Below are 20,725 nucleotides of genomic sequence, written 5' to 3'. Positions count from 1 at the left end.
GATTACAGGCGCATCGGCATGACGACGTAGGCCGAGTCGTCGTTGTCGGACTCTTGTACCAGCGCACTGCTATTAGAGTCGGACAGGATCAGGCGAACCTGCTCGGTGGTCATCACGCCCAATACGTCGAGCAAGTAGCTAACGTTGAAGCCGATCTCCAGGGAGCCGCCGTTGTACTCTACGCCAACTTCTTCTTCCGCTTCCTCCTGCTCCGGGTTGTTCGCCTGGATCTTCAGCTGACCAGGGGCCAGTTGCAGGCGGATGCCGCGGTATTTCTCGTTGGACAGGATCGCCGTGCGGCTGAATGCCTCGCGCAGCGCCTGACGATCACCCAACACCAGCTTGTCCCCGCCTTTTGGCAGAACACGCTCGTAGTCCGGGAATTTGCCGTCAACCAATTTCGAGGTGAAGGTGAACTCACCGGTGGTTGCGCGAATGTGGTGCTGACCCAGGACGATGCTGACGATACCGTCCGGCTCGGTCAGCAAACGTGCCAGTTCAAGGATACCCTTGCGCGGCACAATCACCTGATGGCGGTCCGGCTGGCCGATATCAGCCTGCATCGAACACATCGCCAAGCGGTGACCATCGGTGGCCACGGCGCGAATAACGCCTGCCGAGACTTCCAGCAGCATGCCGTTGAGGTAGTACCGTACGTCCTGCTGGGCCATGGCGAAGCTGGTGCGTTCGATCAGGCGACGCAGTTTGGATTGTTCCAGGCTGCACGTCAGCGAACCCGGACCTTCTTCCACAGTAGGGAAATCGTTAGCCGGCAAGGTCGAGAGGGTGAAGCGGCTTCGACCGGCCTTCACTACCAGCTTCTGTTCATCGACCTTGATGTCGATCAGCGCGTCGTTCGGCAGGCTTTTGCAAATATCCATCAGTTTACGTGCAGGCACGGTGATGGAACCTGTTTCAGCAGGCTCTTCGAGCTGCACTCGACCAACCAGCTCGACTTCAAGGTCGGTACCGGTCAGCGACAATTGCTGGCCTTCGACAACCAGCAGCACGTTGGAGAGCACCGGCAAGGTCTGTCGGCGCTCGACGACGCCTGCGACCAGTTGCAGGGGTTTCAACAGGGCTTCGCGTTGAATGGTGAAATGCATGGTCTAGTCCCTTGCCTTAAAAGCTGCGCTGGTGTTCATCAAGTGGTCAGTGTACGCAGCAGGTTCTTGTAGTCCTCGCGGATGTCCGCGTCGGATTCCTTAAGTTCGTTGATCTTGCGGCAGGCGTGCAAAACAGTCGTGTGGTCACGCCCACCAAACACATCACCGATTTCCGGCAAGCTGTGGTTGGTCAGTTCCTTGGACAACGCCATGGCGACCTGACGTGGGCGGGCAACCGAACGTGAACGACGTTTGGACAGCAAATCCGAGATCTTGATCTTGTAGTACTCGGCGACGGTGCGCTGAATGTTATCCACAGAGACCAGTTTGTCTTGCAGCGCCAACAAATCCTTCAGGGACTCGCGGATCAGCTCAATGGTGATATCGCGACCCATGAAGTGCGAATGGGCGATCACGCGTTTGAGCGCACCTTCCAGTTCACGGACGTTGGAGCGAATGCGTTGGGCAATGAAGAACGCTGCATCGTGGGGCAGATCGACTTTGGCCTGGTCGGCTTTCTTCATCAGGATCGCGACACGGGTTTCCAGTTCCGGCGGCTCTACAGCCACCGTGAGGCCCCAGCCGAAGCGAGACTTCAGGCGCTCTTCAAGGCCTTCAATTTCTTTCGGGTAGCGGTCACTGGTAAGAATGACCTGCTGGCCACCTTCAAGCAGAGCGTTGAAGGTGTGGAAAAACTCTTCCTGGGAACGTTCCTTGCGGGCGAAGAATTGAATGTCATCGATGAGCAATGCATCCACCGAACGGTAGAAGCGCTTGAATTCATTGATCGCGTTCAACTGCAGAGCCTTGACCATGTCGGCCACGAAGCGCTCGGAATGCAGGTACACGACCTTGGCGTTCGGATTCTTCTTTAATAGGTGGTTACCCACAGCGTGCATCAAGTGGGTTTTACCCAAGCCTACACCGCCATAAAGGAACAACGGGTTGTAACCGTGCTTGGGGTTGTCCGCCACTTGCCAGGCTGCGGCCCGGGCCAGTTGGTTGGACTTACCCTCAACAAAGTTCTCGAAGGTAAAGGTGCGGTTCAGGTAGCTGGTGTGCTTGAGCGCGCCTTCAACCTGGACGGTACGTTGCTCGGCGCGAACCGGAGCCTGTTGCGAACTGGCGCCGGCCATGGGGTCGAAGCTGTCACGCGAAGGTTCTTGCTCGCTGACTTCAGCGGGCTTGGGCGTCGAACGCTTGTTCGATGGTGCAGGAGGTGGCACAGCTGCAGGCGCGGCAGCAGCCTGAACCTGGGAGGCCGCCGCTGCGGCCAGTGGCGCATTCGGCGCAGCGCGCGGAGCGGAACTGCGTTTGCTGCCTATTAATAAGGAAAGCGCAGGCGCCATACCGTTGCCGTGCTCGTCGAGCAATTCCAGGACGCGACTCAGGTATTTCTCGTTGACCCAGTCCAGGACGAAACGGTTGGGTGCATAGACACGCAACTCGTCGCCTTCGGCTTCGACCTGTAGTGGACGGATCCAAGTGTTGAATTGTTGGGCAGGCAGCTCATCGCGCAAAAGCTCCACGCACTGCTGCCAAAGTTCCACTGACACGGAGATCCCCTAAGTTGAAAGCCGGTGAGGCAAAAACAAGCGGCCATTGTAACGGCCAGACGCCGACTTATCCACACGTAGGTGAGTCGTGCACCGAGAAGAATCAAGGTTCCATACGGTAAAAAGACGACCAATGGTCTGTGCATAAGGTCTGTGGATAACCCCCTCTAAGCTCATTGCACAAGTGGGGGCGAAACTCGGTGGATAACCTGCCTGTGGATAAGGCTGCCTTTCACACACAGGTTTTCCGACAGTGCAGCACAGGCTGAACACGGTTTTCCACTGTAGTTGTCATTCTCTGTACAGCGTGTAAGACAAGGGCTTAAGGCAGTTATCCACAGATGAGGGTCGCCCTAGCCTTTATAAGCTTTACAGAAAAGCTTTAAATACTTTCCTTCTTTATTTTTATGTTTGTCGAAGGATCAGGGTCGGAGAAAACCTCTGGAGATCTATTTATAAGGAAACGTTGGTTGGAAATTGACCTAGAGGCTTGCTTTCTCTAGAATCCCCGGTCTCTTAAAACGGGGGCCATTCCGGCCCGTTGTGGACGAACCAGGTAACACGACAATGAAACGTACTTTCCAACCAAGCACTATCAAACGCGCTCGTACCCACGGTTTCCGTGCTCGCATGGCTACCAAGAACGGCCGTGCCGTTCTGTCGCGTCGTCGCGCCAAAGGTCGTGCGCGTCTGGCAGTTTGATAAGCCGGCACTGGAGGTGAGTCAGGACTTCAGTCGGGAAAAGCGTCTGCTTACTCCCCGGCATTTCAAGGCAGTCTTTGACTCCCCTACCGGCAAGGTACCGGGGAAAAATCTCCTGCTCCTTGCGCGCAACAACGATCTTGATCACCCCCGTCTCGGGCTGGTTATCGGGAAAAAGAGCGTAAAGCTCTCCGTCGAGCGCAATCGCCTCAAACGTCTGATGCGCGAATCGTTTCGCCTGAACCAGGATTTGCTGGTCGGCTGGGACATCGTTATCGTCGCGCGCAAAGGTTTGGGTGACGTAGAAAACCCCGAATTGATTCAGCATTTCGGCAAACTCTGGAAGCGTCTGGCACGCAGCACGCCGGTACCAGCAGTCAAAACCGAAACTGTAGGGGTAGACAGTCCAGATGCGTAAACTGGCACTCGTTCCGATCCAGTTTTATCGCTACGCCATTAGTCCCCTAATGGCCAGTCACTGTCGTTTCTACCCCAGTTGTTCCTGCTACGCGTTAGAAGCCATTGAAAATCATGGCCTTCTGCGCGGTGGCTGGCTGACCTTTCGTCGTTTAGGTCGCTGTCATCCGTGGAATCCCGGTGGTTATGACCCGGTTCCATCTATCCCTACCTCCCGTTCTTCTTCGATGGCCGAGTAATCATGGATATCAAACGCACGATCCTGATCGTCGCCCTGGCAATCGTGTCCTACGTTATGGTTCTTAAATGGAACCAGGACTATGGCCAAGCTGCCTTGCCGACTCAGAATGTTGCTTCCAGTACGACCGCACCGGGCCTCCCGGATACGGCCACTGGCAATAAAGCGTCCGTCAGTGACGACATTCCACACGCCGCAAACGATACCAGCGCACCTGCCGAAACTCCGGTTGCTGCAAGCACCGACCTCATCCAGATCAAAACGGATGTGCTCGATCTGGCCATCGATCCACAAGGTGGTGATGTCGCCCAACTGAGATTGCCGCTGTATCCACGTCGCCAGGACCATCCGGAAATTCCATTCCAGCTGTTCGACAACGGCAACGAGCGGACTTATCTGGCGCAAAGTGGCCTGATTGGCAGCAACGGCCCGGATGCAAGTCCTGCCGGTCGTCCGGTTTACTCGGCGGAGAAGAAGGTTTATCAACTGGCTGATGGCCAGGACCAACTGGTCGTGGACCTGAAGTTCAGCAAGGACGGCGTCAACTACATCAAGCGTTTCACCCTGAAACGCGGCCTGTATGACGTAACCGTTTCCTACCTGATCGACAACCAGAGCGCACAGCCCTGGTCCGGTGCAATGTTTGCGCAATTGAAGCGTGACGCCAGCTCCGATCCATCTTCCAGCACCGCCACTGGCACCGCGACTTATCTGGGCGCTGCCCTGTGGACAAGTAACGAGCCGTACAAAAAAGTGTCGATGAGCGACATGGATAAGGCTCAGCTGAAAGAAACCGTCACCGGTGGTTGGGTTGCCTGGTTGCAACACTACTTCGTGACCGCGTGGATTCCGGCGAAGGGCGAAAACAACGTCGTCCAGACCCGTAAAGACAGCAAAGGCAACTACATCATCGGTTACACCGGTCCTTCGTTGACCGTTGCTCCGGGTGCCAAGGCTGAAACCAGCGCTGTGCTGTACGCCGGTCCGAAAAGCCAGGCTGTCCTGAAAGAGTTGTCCCCAGGCCTGGAACTGACCGTCGACTACGGCATCCTGTGGTTTATCGCGCAACCGATCTTCTGGCTGCTGCAACACATCCACGCGATTGTGGGTAACTGGGGCTGGTCGATCATCTTCCTGACCATGCTGATCAAGGGGATCTTCTTCCCTCTGTCGGCTGCCAGCTACAAATCCATGGCGCGCATGCGTGCAGTGGCGCCAAAACTGGCTGCACTGAAAGAGCAACATGGCGATGACCGGCAGAAAATGTCGCAAGCCATGATGGAGCTGTACAAGAAAGAGAAGATCAATCCGCTGGGTGGTTGCTTGCCAATCCTCGTGCAGATGCCGGTATTCCTTTCGCTGTACTGGGTTCTGCTGGAAAGCGTTGAAATGCGCCAGGCGCCGTTCATGCTGTGGATTACCGACCTGTCGATCAAGGATCCGTTCTTCATTCTGCCGATCATCATGGGTGCAACCATGTTCATCCAGCAGCAGTTGAACCCGACTCCACCGGATCCGATGCAGGCCAAGGTGATGAAGCTGATGCCAATCATCTTCACCTTCTTCTTCCTGTGGTTCCCGGCCGGTCTGGTACTGTACTGGGTAGTGAACAACTGCCTGTCGATCGCCCAACAGTGGTACATCACTCGTAAGATCGAAGCAGCTGCCAAAGCGACTGCCTGACTTACACTGTGGGTAACCACTCAAAACGCCCCCTAGTGGGGCGTTTTGCTATCTGTCACTTTTGTCTGGATACCGGTTTATGAGCGCTCCTCGTGAAACCATTGCCGCCGTCGCCACCGCTCAAGGTCGGGGTGGTGTAGGCATCGTTCGTATTTCCGGGCCGTTGGCCAGCGTTGCGGCCGTGGCCTTTAGCGGTCGTGTACTCAAACCGCGATTCGCTCACTATGGACCGTTTCTTGGTGAAAACGACGAAGTGCTCGATCAGGGCATCGCGTTGTATTTTCCAGGACCGAACTCTTTCACTGGCGAAGATGTATTGGAGTTACAGGGGCACGGAGGCCCGGTTGTCCTGGATATGCTGCTTCAACGCTGTCTTGAACTCGGCTGTCGTCTGGCCCGACCGGGAGAATTCAGCGAACGTGCGTTCCTGAACGATAAGCTCGACCTGGCCCAGGCCGAAGCCATCGCCGACCTGATCGAAGCCAGTTCTGCACAGGCGGCTCGCAACGCATTGCGCTCCCTGCAAGGCGCCTTTTCGGCTCGTGTGCATAACCTCACGGAACAACTCATCGGGTTGCGTATTTATGTCGAAGCGGCGATCGATTTTCCGGAAGAGGAAATCGACTTCCTGGCCGACGGCCACGTACTGGGCATGCTCGACAAAGTGCGCGATGAGTTATCCACCGTGATGCGGGAGGCCGGACAGGGCGCCTTGCTGCGCGACGGCATGACCGTGGTCATCGCCGGTCGTCCGAATGCGGGTAAGTCCAGCCTGCTCAATGCGCTGGCCGGCCGTGAAGCGGCCATCGTCACCGAGATCGCCGGCACCACGCGGGACGTCCTTCGCGAACATATCCACATCGATGGCATGCCGCTGCACGTGGTGGATACTGCCGGGTTGCGCGATACCGATGACCATGTGGAAAAAATTGGGGTGGAGCGGGCATTGAAAGCCATCGGCGAGGCCGATCGGGTGCTGCTCGTTGTCGATGCAACCGCGCCGGAAGCGCTCGATCCTTTCGCACTATGGCCTGAGTTCCTTGAAACCCGCCCCGATCCGGCGAAAGTCACGTTGATCCGCAACAAAGCCGACCTTACAGGCGAGGCCATGGCCCTGGAAGTCAGCGATGACGGACACGTCACCATTAGCCTCAGCGCCAAGTCTGCAGGTGTTGGCCTGGAGTTGCTGCGCGACCACCTGAAGGCTTGCATGGGCTACGAACAGACCTCGGAAAGCAGTTTCAGTGCTCGCAGGCGCCACCTGGAAGCATTGCGTCATGCCAGTGCATCCCTTGAGCACGGCCGCGCGCAATTGACCCTGGCGGGTGCCGGCGAATTACTTGCCGAGGATTTGCGCCAGGCTCAGCAGTCGCTGGGAGAAATCACCGGTGCATTCAGCTCCGATGACCTGTTGGGACGAATTTTTTCCAGCTTCTGCATCGGTAAATAGTCTTTCTGTTATCTACAGGCAGGCCGTCCTGGCCTGTCTGCCCCCTCCACTTTCAAAACCATCCCCTCCAGTGCCGAGCAGATTTTTCTGCTTGAGCGGTTTTTCCTTGCCCGAATTTCCTTCGATCGACGCTTTTCTGTGGATTAAGCCCTGTTAATAACCGCGGCTAAGGGCAGTTGATAACAGGGCCTCAAAACTGAAGATAACCGCCCCTGTGGATAAGCGCCCCATTCATCCACAGGCTTAAACCGGTTATCCAAGGGCCTCATTGGCACATGACCACAGGGTTTTGAAACTCTGTACACAACGTATTTATTGGGCTGTAGCAATCTATCCACAGAAAGGTCGGTCAGTAGAAATAAACATAAAAACAAAGATTTAATAAATTTCTCTCTTTTTAATTTCTATAACCGCCACTTTTCCACAGCTGGTTAAATTTTGTGCAAAGGGTTCTTTAGGAAGGGCGAAGTCCCTATACTTGTCGACCAGGTCCGAAAACCTGAGCTCAAACTATTCCTGAATTACCTACTTAAGCAGGCACGAGGTGCGTGGTGGATTTCCCTTCCCGTTTTGAAGTGATCGTCATCGGCGGCGGTCATGCCGGTACCGAGGCAGCACTGGCCTCAGCACGTATGGGGGTCAAGACCCTATTGCTGACGCATAACGTGGAAACCCTCGGTGCCATGAGTTGCAACCCGGCCATTGGCGGGATAGGCAAAAGCCATCTGGTCAAGGAAATCGACGCCCTCGGCGGTGCGATGGCCATTGCTACCGATAAGGGCGGCATCCAGTTTCGCGTGTTGAATAGCCGCAAAGGCCCAGCCGTACGTGCAACCCGCGCTCAGGCGGATCGGGTTCTGTACAAGGCGGCCGTACGCGAAATCCTGGAAAACCAGCCGAACCTGTGGATATTTCAACAGGCAGCTGATGACTTGATCGTCGAGCAAGAACAAGTCCGTGGTGTTGTCACCCAAATGGGCCTGCGTTTCCTCGCCGATTCGGTCGTCTTGACCACAGGTACCTTCCTTGGCGGACTTATCCACATCGGTTTGCAGAATTTCTCCGGCGGTCGCGCTGGTGATCCGCCATCGATTGCGCTAGCTCAGCGTCTTCGAGAATTGCCACTGCGTGTTGGTCGCCTGAAAACCGGAACACCGCCGCGTATCGACGCACGGTCCGTGGATTTTTCCGTGATGACCGAGCAAGCAGGCGATACGCCGATTCCGGTGATGTCGTTCATGGGGTCCAAAGAGCAGCATCCGCGACAGGTCAGTTGCTGGATTACCCACACCAATGCACGCACTCACGAAATCATTGCCGCGAACCTCGACCGTTCGCCGATGTATTCCGCTGCTGGTGAGATCGAAGGTATCGGCCCGCGTTATTGCCCGTCGATCGAAGACAAGATCCATCGGTTTGCTGACAAGCAGAGCCATCAGGTCTTCATCGAACCGGAAGGCTTGACGACAAACGAGCTGTACCCAAACGGAATTTCCACTTCCTTGCCGTTCGATGTGCAATTGCAGATCGTGCAATCGATCCGCGGCATGGAAAACGCACACATCGTGCGTCCGGGCTACGCGATCGAATACGACTATTTCGACCCGCGTGACCTGAAGTACAGCCTGGAAACCAAAGTCATCGGTGGTCTGTTTTTTGCCGGGCAAATCAATGGCACCACCGGTTACGAAGAAGCCGGCGCCCAGGGTTTGCTGGCCGGGACCAACGCCGCACTGCGTGCCCAAGGAAAAGATGCCTGGTGCCCGCGTCGGGACGAAGCCTACATCGGCGTATTGGTCGACGACCTGATTACGCTCGGGACCCAGGAGCCGTACCGGATGTTTACCTCCCGTGCCGAATATCGCCTGATCCTGCGTGAAGACAACGCTGACCTGCGCTTGACCGAAAAAGGCCGCGAATTGGGTCTTGTCGATGACGCGCGTTGGGCGGCGTTCTGCAAAAAACGCGAAAGCATCGAGCTGGAAGAGCAGCGTCTGAAAAGCACCTGGGTACGGCCGGGCACCGAACAGGGCGATGCGATTGCCGAAAAATTCGGTACGCCACTGACCCATGAATACAACTTGCTCAATCTGCTGAGCCGTCCGGAAATCGACTACGCTGGTCTGATCGCCGTGACCGGTGAGGGCGCAGAAGATCCACAGGTTGCCGAGCAGGTCGAAATCAAGACCAAGTACGCGGGTTACATCGACCGCCAGCAGGATGAAATCGCGCGTTTGCGGGCCAGCGAAGACACCAAACTGCCTGTGGATATCGATTACACGAACATTTCCGGTCTGTCCAAAGAGATCCAGAGCAAGCTCGGCGCGACCCGTCCAGAGACATTGGGTCAGGCGTCACGCATCCCGGGCGTGACACCAGCAGCCATTTCCCTGTTGATGATTCATCTGAAAAAACGCGGCGCGGGCCGTCAGTTGGAGCAAAGCGCTTGAGTTCGTTGGTCACCCCGCAACACGCAGAAGAGTTATCCACAGGCGCTCGTCAGCTCGGTGTCGCCCTGACCGAAACCCAGCATGCACAGCTGCTGGGTTATCTGGCCCTGTTGATAAAATGGAACAAGGCCTACAACCTCACCGCGGTCCGCGATCCTGACGAAATGGTGTCCCGTCATTTGCTCGATAGTCTGAGCGTGATGTCGTTCGTCGAAAACGGTCGCTGGCTCGACGTTGGAAGCGGTGGCGGTATGCCGGGCATTCCCCTGGCCATCCTCTTTCCCGAGTCACAAGTGACCTGCCTGGACAGCAACGGCAAGAAAACCCGCTTCCTGACCCAGGTCAAACTCGAGCTGAAACTGGATAACCTGCAAGTTATCCACAGTCGCGTCGAAGCGTTCCAGCCTGCACAACCCTTCAACGGGATCATCTCCCGGGCCTTCAGCAGCATGGAAAACTTCAGCAACTGGACGCGCCACCTCGGTGACACCGATACACGCTGGCTGGCAATGAAGGGCGTTCATCCCGCCGATGAGCTGGTAGCATTGCCGACAGACTTCCACCTCGATAGCGAACACGCCCTGGCCGTTCCTGGTTGCCAAGGCCAACGCCATCTGCTGATACTGCGCCGCACGGCATGATTGGGAACACAAGCAAGAATGGCTAAGGTATTCGCGATAGCGAACCAAAAGGGTGGTGTGGGCAAGACCACCACCTGTATCAACCTCGCAGCATCCCTGGTCGCAACCAAGCGTCGGGTATTGCTGATCGATCTCGATCCACAGGGCAACGCCACCATGGGTAGCGGTGTGGATAAACACGGCCTGGAAAACTCGGTCTATGACCTGTTGATCGGGGAATGCGACCTGGCCCAGGCCATGCATTTCTCCGAGCACGGCGGTTACCAGCTGTTGCCGGCCAACCGGGACCTGACCGCGGCCGAAGTGGTTCTGCTGGAAATGCAGATGAAGGAGAGCCGCCTGCGCAGTGCGTTGGCGCCGATCCGCGAAAACTACGATTACATTTTGATCGACTGCCCGCCGTCACTCTCGATGCTGACCTTGAACGCACTGGTAGCCGCCGACGGGGTGATTATCCCCATGCAGTGTGAGTATTTCGCACTCGAAGGCTTGAGCGACCTTGTGGATAACATCAAGCGCATCGCCGAGCTGCTCAATCCGAACCTCAAGGTTGAAGGCCTGTTGCGTACGATGTACGACCCGCGCCTGAGCCTGATGAACGATGTATCGGCCCAGCTCAAGGAACACTTCGGCGATCAGCTGTACGACACGGTCATTCCGCGCAACATTCGCCTGGCGGAAGCGCCGAGCTACGGCATGCCGGCCCTGGCGTACGACAAATCATCGCGCGGTGCCGTGGCCTATTTGGCCCTGGCGGGCGAAATGGTCCGTCGCCAACGCAAAAACTCACGCATCGCCGCTGCTCAGGCAACTTAAGGAATCCCCATGGCCGTCAAGAAACGAGGTCTCGGACGTGGACTGGATGCACTGCTGAGTGGTCCGAGTGTCAGCGCGCTGGAAGAACAGGCGGTGCAGGCCGATCAGCGAGAGCTGCAGCACCTGCCGCTGGATCTGCTGCAGCGCGGCAAGTACCAGCCGCGTCGCGATATGGATCCCCAGGCGCTCGAAGAGCTGGCGCAATCGATCAAGGCACAAGGCGTGATGCAGCCGATCGTTGTGCGGCCGATCGGTAGTGGTCGCTACGAAATCATTGCCGGGGAACGCCGCTGGCGTGCCAGCCAGCAAGCTGGCCAGGAAACCATCCCGGCGATGGTGCGTGATGTACCGGATGAAACCGCGATCGCCATTGCGCTGATCGAGAACATCCAGCGCGAAGATCTCAATCCGATCGAAGAAGCGGTGGCCTTGCAGCGCCTGCAGACCGAATTCCAGCTGACCCAGCAACAAGTCGCCGAAGCCGTGGGCAAGTCCCGGGTAACCGTGGCCAACCTGCTACGCTTGATTTCGCTGCCGGAAGTCATCAAGACCATGCTGTCCCACGGTGACCTGGAAATGGGTCATGCGCGTGCATTGCTCGGTTTGCCGGATAATCAGCAGGTTGAAGGGGCGCGACATGTTGTCGCACGCGGACTGACCGTGCGCCAGACTGAAGCACTGGTTCGCCAGTGGTTGAGTGGCAAACCGGAGCCCGTGGAACCCTCGAAACCGGACCCGGATATTGCTCGCCTGGAACAGCGCCTGGCCGAGCGCCTAGGCTCTGCGGTGCAGATCCGCCACGGGAAGAAGGGTAAAGGACAACTGGTTATCGGCTACAACTCTTTGGATGAACTTCAGGGTGTGCTCGCACACATTCGCTGAAACAATTCCTTATGTAGCGCGCAGTCGGAAATCACTACCTGACAGTTGAATAGGGGCAGAACCGCCCCTATACTCTGCGCGCATTTTGTCGGCACAAATTATGCCAAGTTATTGAATTCTGGCAGCCGACCATTGGAGAGCAATAGTGATGGAAACCCGCACGCCAAACCGCTTGCCCTTCCATCGCCTGGCAGTTTTTCCGGTGTTAATGGCTCAATTTGTCGTTTTGCTGATTGCTGCTTTGGCGCTCTGGCAATGGCATGGAGTCGTTGCCGGGTACTCGGGACTTTGCGGAGGCCTGATAGCCTTGCTGCCCAATGTTTATTTTGCTCACAGGGCATTTCGGTTTTCCGGCGCCCGAGCAGCCCAGTCCATCGTCCGGTCTTTTTATGCCGGCGAGGCAGGCAAACTGATTTTGACGGCAGTGCTGTTTGCACTGGTGTTCGCAGGTGTGAAGCCACTGGCACCGATTGCAGTATTCGGTGTCTTCGTGCTGACTCAGTCAGTCAGCTGGTTCGCTCCCCTGCTGATGAGAACAAGACTTTCGAGACCTTAGGGCGTTTGAGGCAACCATGGCAGAAACAACCGCTTCGGGCTATATCCAGCACCACTTGCAGAACCTGACCTTCGGTCAGCACCCTACCGGCGGCTGGGGCTTTGCCCACACCGCAGCAGAAGCCAAGGAAATGGGCTTCTGGGCTTTCCACGTCGATACCCTCGGCTGGTCGGTCGCATTGGGTCTGATCTTCGTTCTTCTTTTCCGCATGGCGGCAAAGAAAGCGACTTCCGGGCAACCAGGTGCTTTGCAGAACTTCGTTGAAGTATTGGTCGAATTCGTCGATGGCAGCGTGAAAGACAGCTTCCATGGCCGTAGCCCGGTGATTGCACCGCTGGCACTGACCATCTTCGTCTGGGTGTTCCTGATGAACGCCGTCGACCTGGTACCGGTCGACTGGATTCCTCAGCTGGCCATCCTGATCTCCGGCGACTCCCACATCCCGTTCCGCGCCGTGTCGACGACCGACCCGAACGCGACCCTGGGCATGGCGTTCTCGGTTTTCGCACTGATCATTTTCTATAGCATCAAGGTCAAGGGCCTCGGCGGTTTCATCGGCGAGCTGACCCTGCACCCGTTCGGCAGCAAGAACATCTTCGTTCAGGCCCTGCTGATCCCGGTGAACTTCCTGCTGGAATTCGTGACCCTGATCGCCAAGCCGATCTCCCTGGCCCTGCGTCTGTTCGGCAACATGTATGCCGGCGAACTGGTGTTCATTCTGATCGCTGTGATGTTCGGCAGCGGCCTGCTCTGGCTTAGTGGCCTGGGCGTTGTTCTGCAGTGGGCGTGGGCTGTGTTCCACATCCTGATCATTACCCTGCAGGCGTTCATCTTCATGATGCTGACCATTGTTTACCTGTCGATGGCGCACGAAGAAAACCATTAAGACCAGTCTCGACTAGTCTGATGTCCCTCCTGGTCAAACGGGAGGGTGCTCCTCACGGGGCATCTGAAACGATTTGTTTTACCGCTTTAAATTAAAAAAACCTAAACCATACGACGTAAAAGTCGGGAGGAAAGATGGAAACTGTAGTTGGTCTAACCGCTATCGCTGTTGCACTGTTGATCGGCCTGGGCGCACTGGGTACCGCAATTGGTTTCGGCCTGTTGGGTGGCAAGTTCCTGGAAGGCGCAGCGCGTCAGCCAGAAATGGTTCCAATGCTGCAAGTTAAAATGTTCATCGTTGCCGGTCTGCTCGACGCCGTAACCATGATCGGTGTTGGTATCGCTCTGTTCTTCACCTTTGCGAACCCGTTCGTTGGTCAAATCGCTGGCTGATTACTCGGATCTTCCGGGTAATTTGGTGTGATGGACAACGTAACTGCGAGGTGTTGGCGTGAACATTAATGCGACCCTGATTGGCCAGTCCGTTGCGTTCCTGATTTTTGTACTGTTCTGCATGAAGTTCGTATGGCCTCCGGTCATTGCGGCATTGCACGAACGTCAAAAGAAGATCGCTGATGGTCTGGACGCTGCCAGCCGTGCAGCTCGCGACCTGGAGTTGGCCCAAGAGAAAGCGGGTCAGCAACTGCGCGAAGCGAAAGCTCAGGCAGCTGAAATCATCGAGCAAGCCAAGAAACGCGGTAATCAGATTGTTGAAGAGGCTGTTGAAAAAGCCCGTATCGACGCTGACCGTGTGAAGGTTCAGGCTCAGGCCGAGATCGAACAGGAACTGAACAGTGTCAAAGACGCGCTGCGTGCCCAAGTGGGCTTGCTGGCAGTCGGCGGCGCCGAGAAGATCCTGGGTGCCACAATCGATCAAAACGCGCACGCAGAGCTGGTTAACCAACTGGCTGCTGAAATCTAAGCGAGGGCGATCATGGCAGAACTGACCACGTTGGCCCGACCTTACGCTAAGGCGGCCTTCGAGCACGCTCAGGCCCACCAGCAACTGGCCAATTGGTCAGCCATGCTCGGCCTGGCAGCAGCGGTATCGCAAGACGATACCCTGCAGCGCGTGCTCAAGGCCCCGCGACTGACGAGCGCAGAAAAGGCCGCCACGTTCATTGACGTGTGCGGCGACAAGTTCGATGCCAAGGCACAGAATTTCATCAACGTCGTTGCCGAAAACGACCGTCTCCCGCTGTTGCCGGAGATTTCCGCTCTGTTCGACCTGTACAAGGCCGAGCAAGAGAAGTCGGTAGACGTTGAAGTGACCAGTGCATTTGCATTGAACCAAGAACAGCAAGACAAACTCGCCAAGGTTCTCAGTGCACGACTCAACCGGGAAGTGCGCCTGCAAGTTGCGGAGGATGCCGCCCTGATAGGTGGTGTCGTAATCCGCGCCGGCGACCTGGTTATCGATGGCTCGATTCGCGGCAAAATCGCGAAACTTGCCGAAGCATTGAAATCTTGAGTTTGAAGGGGCAGCAGAGCAATGCAGCAACTCAATCCTTCCGAAATAAGTGAAATTATCAAGGGCCGCATCGACAAGCTCGATGTGACCTCCCAAGCCCGTAACGAAGGCACTGTCGTCAGCGTATCTGACGGCATCGTGCGGATTCACGGTCTGGCCGACGTCATGTACGGCGAGATGATCGAGTTTCCGGGCGGCGTCTACGGTATGGCCCTCAACCTGGAGCAAGACTCCGTAGGTGCCGTTGTTTTGGGCGCATACCAGTCTCTGGCTGAAGGCATGAGCGCCAAGTGCACCGGCCGCATCCTCGAAGTTCCAGTTGGTAAGGAACTGCTGGGTCGCGTAGTCGACGCACTGGGTAACCCTGTTGACGGCAAAGGTCCACTGGGCAACACCGAGACCGACGCGGTCGAGAAAGTTGCTCCAGGCGTGATCTGGCGTAAGTCGGTAGACCAGCCTGTACAGACTGGCTACAAGGCTGTCGATGCCATGATCCCTGTCGGCCGTGGCCAGCGTGAGCTGATCATCGGTGACCGTCAGATCGGTAAAACCGCTCTGGCGATCGACGCGATCATCAACCAGAAGAACAGCGGCATTTTCTGCGTATACGTAGCCATTGGTCAGAAGCAATCGACCATCGCCAACGTGGTTCGCAAGCTGGAAGAAAACGGCGCCCTGGCCAACACGATCATCGTGGCTGCCAGTGCTTCGGAATCTCCTGCGCTGCAATTCCTGGCACCGTACTCCGGTTGCACCATGGGTGAATTCTTCCGCGACCGCGGTGAAGACGCGCTGATCGTTTATGACGATCTGTCCAAGCAAGCAGTGGCTTACCGCCAGATTTCCCTGCTGCTGCGCCGTCCACCAGGCCGTGAAGCTTACCCAGGCGACGTGTTCTATCTCCACTCCCGTCTGCTGGAGCGCGCATCCCGCGTTTCGGAAGAGTACGTAGAGAAGTTCACCAACGGCGCAGTGACCGGCAAAACCGGTTCCCTGACCGCACTGCCGATCATCGAAACCCAGGCTGGCGACGTTTCCGCGTTCGTTCCGACCAACGTGATTTCCATCACCGACGGTCAGATCTTCCTGGAATCGGCCATGTTCAACTCGGGCATCCGTCCTGCAGTGAACGCCGGTGTTTCGGTATCCCGTGTGGGTGGTGCCGCTCAGACCAAGATCATCAAGAAGCTGTCCGGTGGTATCCGTACCGCTCTGGCTCAGTACCGTGAACTGGCGGCATTCGCCCAGTTCGCTTCTGACCTGGACGAAGCGACCCGTAAGCAACTTGAGCATGGTCAGCGCGTTACCGAGCTGATGAAGCAGAAGCAATACGCCCCAATGTCGATCGCTGACATGGCGTTGTCGCTGTATGCCGCTGAGCGTGGGTTCCTGACTGACGTCGAAATCGCCAAGGTCGGCAGCTTTGAACAAGCGCTGATTGCTTACTTCAACCGCGATCACGCCGAATTGATGGCGAAGATCAACGTGAAGGGTGACTTCAATGACGATATCGACGCTGGCATGAAAGCCGGTATCGAGAAGTTCAAGGCCACCCAAACCTGGTAAGCCGCAGCGGGAGCCGCAAGGCTCCCGCTTGCTAACCTGATAGGTGTTACATGGCAGGCGCAAAAGAGATTCGCAGTAAGATTGCGAGCATCAAAAGCACGCAAAAAATTACCAGCGCCATGGAAAAAGTGGCGGTCAGCAAAATGCGCAAGGCACAAATGCGCATGGCTGCTAGCCGTCCTTATGCGGAGCGCATCCGCCAGGTTATTGGGCATCTGGCCAACGCCAACCCGGAATACCGCCACCCGTTCATGATCGACCGCGAAATCAAGCGTGTTGGTTATGTCGTAGTGAGCAGTGACCGTGGTCTGTGCGGTGGCTTGAACACCAACCTGTTCAAGGCCCTGGTCAAGGACATGGCGGTAAACCGCGAGAAAGGCGTCGAGATTGATCTGTGTGTAGTGGGTAGCAAGGGTGCGGCCTTTTTCCGCAACTTCGGCGGCAACGTCGTAGCAGCTATCAGCCACCTGGGTGAAGAGCCGTCGATCAACGACTTGATCGGTAGCGTCAAAGTGATGCTGGATGCCTACCTGGACGGCCGTATTGACCGCCTGTCCGTGGTTTCCAACAAGTTCATCAACACCATGACGCAACAGCCTACCGTGGAGCAATTGATTCCACTGGTGGCAACCCCGGATCAGGACCTCAAGCACCACTGGGACTATCTCTACGAACCGGATGCCAAAGAGCTGCTTGACGGCTTGATGGTCCGCTACGTTGAGTCGCAAGTCTACCAGGCGGTGGTCGAGAACAACGCGGCTGAACAAGCTGCGCGGATGATCGCGATGAAGAACGCTACCGACAACGCCGGTGATTTGATCAGCGATTTGCAGCTGGTCTACAACAAGGCGCGTCAGGCTGCGATCACCCAAGAGATCTCGGAAATCGTCGGCGGCGCTGCCGCGGTTTAACGGTTCAAATATTCAGAGGATCCAGCTATGAGTAGCGGACGTATCGTTCAAATCATCGGCGCCGTTATCGACGTGGAATTTCCACGCGACAGCGTACCGAGCATCTACAACGCGCTGAAAGTAGTGAGCGCGGCTGAAACCACCCTGGAAGTTCAGCAGCAGCTGGGCGACGGCGTGGTTCGTACCATTGCGATGGGTTCCACCGAGGGCTTGAAGCGCGGTCTGGAAGTGACCGACTCTGGCGCAGCCATCTCCGTACCGGTCGGTAAAGCGACCCTGGGCCGGATCATGGACGTACTGGGCAACCCGATCGACGAAGCTGGCCCAATCGCCACCGACGAGCGTTGGGGTATCCACCGTGCAGCGCCTTCGTTCGCTGAACAAGCAGGCGGCAACGACCTGCTGGAAACCGGCATCAAGGTTATCGACCTGGTTTGCCCGTTCGCCAAGGGTGGTAAAGTTGGTCTGTTCGGTGGTGCCGGTGTAGGCAAAACCGTAAACATGATGGAACTGATCCGTAACATCGCCATCGAGCACAGCGGTTATTCCGTGTTCGCCGGTGTGGGTGAGCGTACTCGTGAGGGTAACGACTTCTACCACGAGATGAAGGACTCCAACGTTCTGGACAAAGTGGCACTGGTTTACGGTCAGATGAACGAGCCGCCGGGTAACCGTCTGCGCGTAGCACTGACCGGCCTGACCATGGCCGAGAAGTTCCGTGACGAAGGTAACGACGTTCTGCTGTTCGTCGACAACATCTATCGTTACACCCTGGCCGGTACCGAAGTATCCGCACTGCTGGGCCGTATGCCTTCGGCAGTAGGTTACCAGCCGACCCTGGCTGAAGAGATGGGCGTTCTGCAAGAACGTATCACTTCGACCAAGGAAGGTTCGATCACTTCGATCCAAGCGGTATACGTACCTGCGGACGACTTGACCGACCCGTCGCCAGCGACCACCTTCGCCCACTTGGACGCCACCGTCGTTCTGTCCCGTGACATCGCTTCCCTGGGTATCTACCCAGCGGTAGACCCACTGGACTCGACTTCGCGCCAGCTGGACCCGAACGTTATCGGCCAGGACCACTACGACACCGCTCGCGGCGTCCAGTACGTTCTGCAGCGTTACAAAGAACTGAAGGACATCATTGCGATCCTGGGTATGGACGAGCTGTCGGAAGCCGACAAGCAGTTGGTAAACCGTGCTCGTAAGATCCAGCGTTTCTTGTCGCAGCCGTTCTTCGTGGCTGAAGTCTTCACCGGTGCATCGGGTAAATACGTTTCCCTGAAAGACACCATTGCTGGCTTCAAAGGCATCCTCAACGGTGACTACGACCACCTGCCAGAACAAGCGTTCTACATGGTTGGCGGCATCGAAGAAGCGATCGAGAAAGCCAAGAAACTGTAATCCCGGCGCCCGGAAACGGGCGCTAATTTAGGTTGAGGCAATCAGATGGCTATGACAGTCCATTGCGATATCGTCAGCGCGGAAGGGGAAATCTTTTCCGGTCTGGTCGAGATGGTGATTGCGCACGGTGCACTGGGTGATCTTGGTATCGCCCTGGGTCACGCGCCGCTGATCACTAATCTGAAGCCAGGTCCGATCCGCCTGGTCAAGCAGGGCGGGGAAGAGGAGGTGTACTACATCTCCGGTGGTTTCCTCGAGGTTCAGCCGAACATGGTCAAGGTTCTTGCCGACACCGTGCAACGTGCTGCCGACCTGGACGAAGCTTCCGCTCAGGAAGCCGTCAAGGCTGCCGAAAAGGCCTTGCATGAGCGGGGCGCGGAGTTCGATTACGGTTCCGCTGCCGCACGTCTGGCCGAGGCCGCAGCCCAGCTGCGTACCGTCCAGCAGATCCGCAAGAAGTTCGGCCACTAAGGCAGCGCTTGTTGTGTGATTGATTAAAAAGGGTAGCCTCGGCTACCCTTTTTTATTTTCCCGATATTCATCACGTTGGTCGCAGCCGCTGACCACCCAGGATTGGTAGCCAGTCATGTCTCTTGAAATCGTTATCCTCGCTGCTGGGCAGGGCACCCGCATGCGTTCGGCCCTGCCAAAGGTCTTGCACCCGATTGCCGGCAATTCCATGCTCGGCCATGTTATCCACAGCGCCCGACAACTTGATCCACAGCGCATTCACGTGGTGATTGGCCATGGTGCCGATGTGGTACGCGAGCGCTTGGCCGCTGACGATCTGAACTTCGTCCTCCAGGACAAACAATTGGGTACCGGTCATGCCGTGGCCCAGGCCGTTCCTTTCATCAAGTCCGACACCGTGCTGGTGCTTTACGGTGATGTGCCCTTGATTGAAATCGAAACCCTGCAGCGTTTGCTCAAGCTGGTAATGCCTGGGCAGATGGGCCTGCTTACCGTCGAACTGGATGACGCAACCGGTTACGGCCGCATCGTTCGCGGCAATGATGGAAAGGTCTCTGCCATCGTCGAGCACAAGGACGCCAACGAAGCCCAGCGCGCCATCAAGGAAGGCAATACCGGGATCCTCGCGGTTCCGGCCGATCGCCTGGCCGACTGGACGGGTCGCCTGTCGAACAACAACGCGCAGGGCGAGTACTACTTGACCGACGTGATTGAAATGGCAGTCCGCGACGGTCTGGTGGTGGCCACCGAACAGCCCCACGACGCCATGGAAGTGCAGGGCGCCAACGACCGCAAGCAGCTTTCCGATCTTGAGCGTCATTATCAGCTGCGCGCCGGCCGTCGCTTGATGGCTCAAGGCGTGACCTTGCGCGACCCGGCCCGTTTCGATGTCCGGGGTGATATCAGTGTGGGTCGCGACGTTCTGATCGATATCAATGTGATCCTCGAAGGTAACGTCGTCATTGAAGACGACGTGGTCATTGGCCCGAACTGCGTGATCAAGGACAGCACCTTGCGTAAAGGCGTCGTGATCAAGGCCAACAGCCATATCGAAGGGGCGATTCTCGGTGAAGGCAGCGATGCCGGTCCGTTCGCGCGTTTGCGTCCAGGCACTGTGCTCGAAGCGCGGGCGCATGTGGGTAACTTTGTCGAGTTGAAAAATGCTCACCTGGGCGAAGGTGCCAAGGCTGGCCATTTGACCTACCTTGGCGATGCCGAAGTGGGCGCACGCACCAACATCGGTGCGGGCACCATTACCTGTAACTACGATGGCGCCAACAAGTGGAAAACGGTGCTGGGCGAAGACGTGTTCATCGGTTCCAACAACTCGTTGGTGGCACCTGTGGATATCTTGTCTGGTGCGACTACGGCTGCCGGTTCGACTATTACCTCTACTGTGGATAAAGCGCAGTTGGCAGTAGCCCGTGCTCGCCAGAAGAACATCGACGGTTGGAAGCGACCAGAGAAGCTCAAGAAGAGCTAAGTTATCCACACCTCGGTGTTTTTTGGAAGTTATT

The 20,725-nt window shown here is 56.7% G+C and carries 21 protein-coding genes; 19 read left to right on the top strand and 2 right to left on the bottom strand.

Annotation, left to right across the window (positions count from 1 at the left end; all coding sequences use genetic code 11):
- Positions 1-2 precede the first annotated feature (2 nt).
- A complete protein-coding gene (gene dnaN / locus HGP31_RS00620) occupies positions 3-1,106 on the bottom strand; it encodes a DNA polymerase III subunit beta (protein WP_020797992.1) in 1,104 nt (367 codons plus the stop codon).
- Positions 1,107-1,144: 38 nt separating this feature from the next.
- Positions 1,145-2,662, bottom strand: a complete 1,518-nt coding sequence (dnaA, locus tag HGP31_RS00615) for a chromosomal replication initiator protein DnaA (RefSeq protein ID WP_033041071.1) — start codon at positions 2,660-2,662, stop codon at positions 1,145-1,147.
- Between the two features lie 567 nt (positions 2,663-3,229).
- Here dnaA and rpmH point away from each other — a divergent pair.
- The 19 genes from rpmH (at position 3,230) to glmU (ending at position 20,691) form a co-directional block, all read left to right on the top strand.
- The gene (gene rpmH, locus HGP31_RS00610) at positions 3,230-3,364 is read left to right on the top strand and encodes a 50S ribosomal protein L34 (RefSeq protein ID WP_003213577.1); all 135 of its coding nucleotides are present in this window, start codon (positions 3,230-3,232) and stop codon (positions 3,362-3,364) included.
- A gap of 16 nt (positions 3,365-3,380) precedes the next feature.
- Entirely contained in the window at positions 3,381-3,782 is a 402-nt protein-coding gene (gene rnpA, locus HGP31_RS00605; protein ID WP_197677877.1) for a ribonuclease P protein component, read from the top strand.
- The gene (gene yidD, locus HGP31_RS00600; protein ID WP_080725322.1) at positions 3,775-4,020 is read left to right on the top strand and encodes a membrane protein insertion efficiency factor YidD; all 246 of its coding nucleotides are present in this window, start codon (positions 3,775-3,777) and stop codon (positions 4,018-4,020) included. The genes rnpA and yidD overlap by 8 nt, the downstream gene beginning before the upstream one ends.
- A gap of 2 nt (positions 4,021-4,022) precedes the next feature.
- Positions 4,023-5,702: a membrane protein insertase YidC gene (yidC, locus tag HGP31_RS00595; RefSeq protein ID WP_020797990.1), complete on the top strand. Its 1,680-nt coding sequence runs from the start codon at positions 4,023-4,025 to the stop codon at positions 5,700-5,702.
- A gap of 79 nt (positions 5,703-5,781) precedes the next feature.
- A complete protein-coding gene (gene mnmE / locus HGP31_RS00590) occupies positions 5,782-7,152 on the top strand; it encodes a tRNA uridine-5-carboxymethylaminomethyl(34) synthesis GTPase MnmE (RefSeq protein ID WP_020797989.1) in 1,371 nt (456 codons plus the stop codon).
- A 551-nt stretch (positions 7,153-7,703) separates the two neighbouring features.
- Entirely contained in the window at positions 7,704-9,602 is a 1,899-nt protein-coding gene (mnmG, locus tag HGP31_RS00585; RefSeq protein WP_168757024.1) for a tRNA uridine-5-carboxymethylaminomethyl(34) synthesis enzyme MnmG, read from the top strand.
- Positions 9,599-10,243 (top strand): 16S rRNA (guanine(527)-N(7))-methyltransferase RsmG, encoded by a 645-nt coding sequence (rsmG, locus tag HGP31_RS00580; protein WP_008064612.1) that lies wholly within the window; start codon positions 9,599-9,601, stop codon positions 10,241-10,243. The genes mnmG and rsmG overlap by 4 nt, the downstream gene beginning before the upstream one ends.
- An 18-nt stretch (positions 10,244-10,261) precedes the next feature.
- Complete coding sequence (locus HGP31_RS00575; protein ID WP_008064610.1) at positions 10,262-11,059, top strand: ParA family protein; 798 nt, start codon at positions 10,262-10,264, stop codon at positions 11,057-11,059.
- Positions 11,060-11,068: 9 nt separating this feature from the next.
- Complete coding sequence (locus tag HGP31_RS00570) at positions 11,069-11,941, top strand: ParB/RepB/Spo0J family partition protein (RefSeq protein ID WP_008064607.1); 873 nt, start codon at positions 11,069-11,071, stop codon at positions 11,939-11,941.
- A gap of 148 nt (positions 11,942-12,089) precedes the next feature.
- Positions 12,090-12,497, top strand: coding sequence for a F0F1 ATP synthase subunit I (locus HGP31_RS00565; protein ID WP_008064605.1), 408 nt, complete (start codon positions 12,090-12,092; stop codon positions 12,495-12,497).
- A 16-nt stretch (positions 12,498-12,513) separates the two neighbouring features.
- Entirely contained in the window at positions 12,514-13,383 is an 870-nt protein-coding gene (gene atpB / locus HGP31_RS00560; protein ID WP_020797986.1) for a F0F1 ATP synthase subunit A, read from the top strand.
- Between the two features lie 134 nt (positions 13,384-13,517).
- Positions 13,518-13,775, top strand: a complete 258-nt coding sequence (gene atpE / locus HGP31_RS00555; protein WP_003097235.1) for a F0F1 ATP synthase subunit C — start codon at positions 13,518-13,520, stop codon at positions 13,773-13,775.
- A gap of 58 nt (positions 13,776-13,833) precedes the next feature.
- The gene (locus HGP31_RS00550; protein WP_008064601.1) at positions 13,834-14,304 is read left to right on the top strand and encodes a F0F1 ATP synthase subunit B; all 471 of its coding nucleotides are present in this window, start codon (positions 13,834-13,836) and stop codon (positions 14,302-14,304) included.
- 12 nt (positions 14,305-14,316) lie between these two features.
- Complete coding sequence (locus HGP31_RS00545; RefSeq protein WP_008064599.1) at positions 14,317-14,853, top strand: F0F1 ATP synthase subunit delta; 537 nt, start codon at positions 14,317-14,319, stop codon at positions 14,851-14,853.
- 21 nt (positions 14,854-14,874) lie between these two features.
- Positions 14,875-16,419: a F0F1 ATP synthase subunit alpha gene (gene atpA / locus HGP31_RS00540; protein WP_020797985.1), complete on the top strand. Its 1,545-nt coding sequence runs from the start codon at positions 14,875-14,877 to the stop codon at positions 16,417-16,419.
- A 50-nt stretch (positions 16,420-16,469) separates the two neighbouring features.
- The gene (gene atpG / locus HGP31_RS00535) at positions 16,470-17,330 is read left to right on the top strand and encodes a F0F1 ATP synthase subunit gamma (RefSeq protein ID WP_008064595.1); all 861 of its coding nucleotides are present in this window, start codon (positions 16,470-16,472) and stop codon (positions 17,328-17,330) included.
- A 27-nt stretch (positions 17,331-17,357) separates the two neighbouring features.
- A complete protein-coding gene (gene atpD / locus HGP31_RS00530; protein ID WP_020797984.1) occupies positions 17,358-18,737 on the top strand; it encodes a F0F1 ATP synthase subunit beta in 1,380 nt (459 codons plus the stop codon).
- Positions 18,738-18,782: 45 nt separating this feature from the next.
- Positions 18,783-19,208 (top strand): F0F1 ATP synthase subunit epsilon, encoded by a 426-nt coding sequence (locus tag HGP31_RS00525; protein WP_007969909.1) that lies wholly within the window; start codon positions 18,783-18,785, stop codon positions 19,206-19,208.
- 115 nt (positions 19,209-19,323) lie between these two features.
- Entirely contained in the window at positions 19,324-20,691 is a 1,368-nt protein-coding gene (gene glmU / locus HGP31_RS00520) for a bifunctional UDP-N-acetylglucosamine diphosphorylase/glucosamine-1-phosphate N-acetyltransferase GlmU (RefSeq protein WP_168757023.1), read from the top strand.
- Positions 20,692-20,725 lie beyond the last annotated feature (34 nt).

It is taken from the genome of Pseudomonas umsongensis, assembly GCF_012647205.1.
In the GTDB taxonomy this organism is placed as follows: domain Bacteria; phylum Pseudomonadota; class Gammaproteobacteria; order Pseudomonadales; family Pseudomonadaceae; genus Aquipseudomonas; species Aquipseudomonas umsongensis.
The sequence above is the reverse complement of the archived record's forward strand: the minus strand, read 5'-3'. Positions and strand labels throughout refer to the sequence as shown.

Bases quoted from the DNA above. Each gene is read 5' to 3' on its own strand.
- atpB (WP_020797986.1), top strand. From the start codon at position 12,514: ATGGCAGAAACAACCGCTTCGGGCTATATCCAGCACCACTTGCAGAAC.
- atpG (WP_008064595.1), top strand. From the start codon at position 16,470: ATGGCAGGCGCAAAAGAGATTCGCAGTAAGATTGCGAGCATCAAAAGC.
- atpE (WP_003097235.1), top strand. From the start codon at position 13,518: ATGGAAACTGTAGTTGGTCTAACCGCTATCGCTGTTGCACTGTTGATC.
- glmU (WP_168757023.1), top strand. From the start codon at position 19,324: ATGTCTCTTGAAATCGTTATCCTCGCTGCTGGGCAGGGCACCCGCATG.
- atpA (WP_020797985.1), top strand. From the start codon at position 14,875: ATGCAGCAACTCAATCCTTCCGAAATAAGTGAAATTATCAAGGGCCGC.
- dnaN (WP_020797992.1), bottom strand. From the start codon at position 1,106: ATGCATTTCACCATTCAACGCGAAGCCCTGTTGAAACCCCTGCAACTG.
- atpD (WP_020797984.1), top strand. From the start codon at position 17,358: ATGAGTAGCGGACGTATCGTTCAAATCATCGGCGCCGTTATCGACGTG.
- HGP31_RS00525 (WP_007969909.1), top strand. From the start codon at position 18,783: ATGGCTATGACAGTCCATTGCGATATCGTCAGCGCGGAAGGGGAAATC.
- HGP31_RS00545 (WP_008064599.1), top strand. From the start codon at position 14,317: ATGGCAGAACTGACCACGTTGGCCCGACCTTACGCTAAGGCGGCCTTC.
- yidD (WP_080725322.1), top strand. From the start codon at position 3,775: ATGCGTAAACTGGCACTCGTTCCGATCCAGTTTTATCGCTACGCCATT.
- mnmE (WP_020797989.1), top strand. From the start codon at position 5,782: ATGAGCGCTCCTCGTGAAACCATTGCCGCCGTCGCCACCGCTCAAGGT.
- yidC (WP_020797990.1), top strand. From the start codon at position 4,023: ATGGATATCAAACGCACGATCCTGATCGTCGCCCTGGCAATCGTGTCC.
- rpmH (WP_003213577.1), top strand. From the start codon at position 3,230: ATGAAACGTACTTTCCAACCAAGCACTATCAAACGCGCTCGTACCCAC.
- HGP31_RS00565 (WP_008064605.1), top strand. From the start codon at position 12,090: ATGGAAACCCGCACGCCAAACCGCTTGCCCTTCCATCGCCTGGCAGTT.
- HGP31_RS00570 (WP_008064607.1), top strand. From the start codon at position 11,069: ATGGCCGTCAAGAAACGAGGTCTCGGACGTGGACTGGATGCACTGCTG.
- HGP31_RS00575 (WP_008064610.1), top strand. From the start codon at position 10,262: ATGGCTAAGGTATTCGCGATAGCGAACCAAAAGGGTGGTGTGGGCAAG.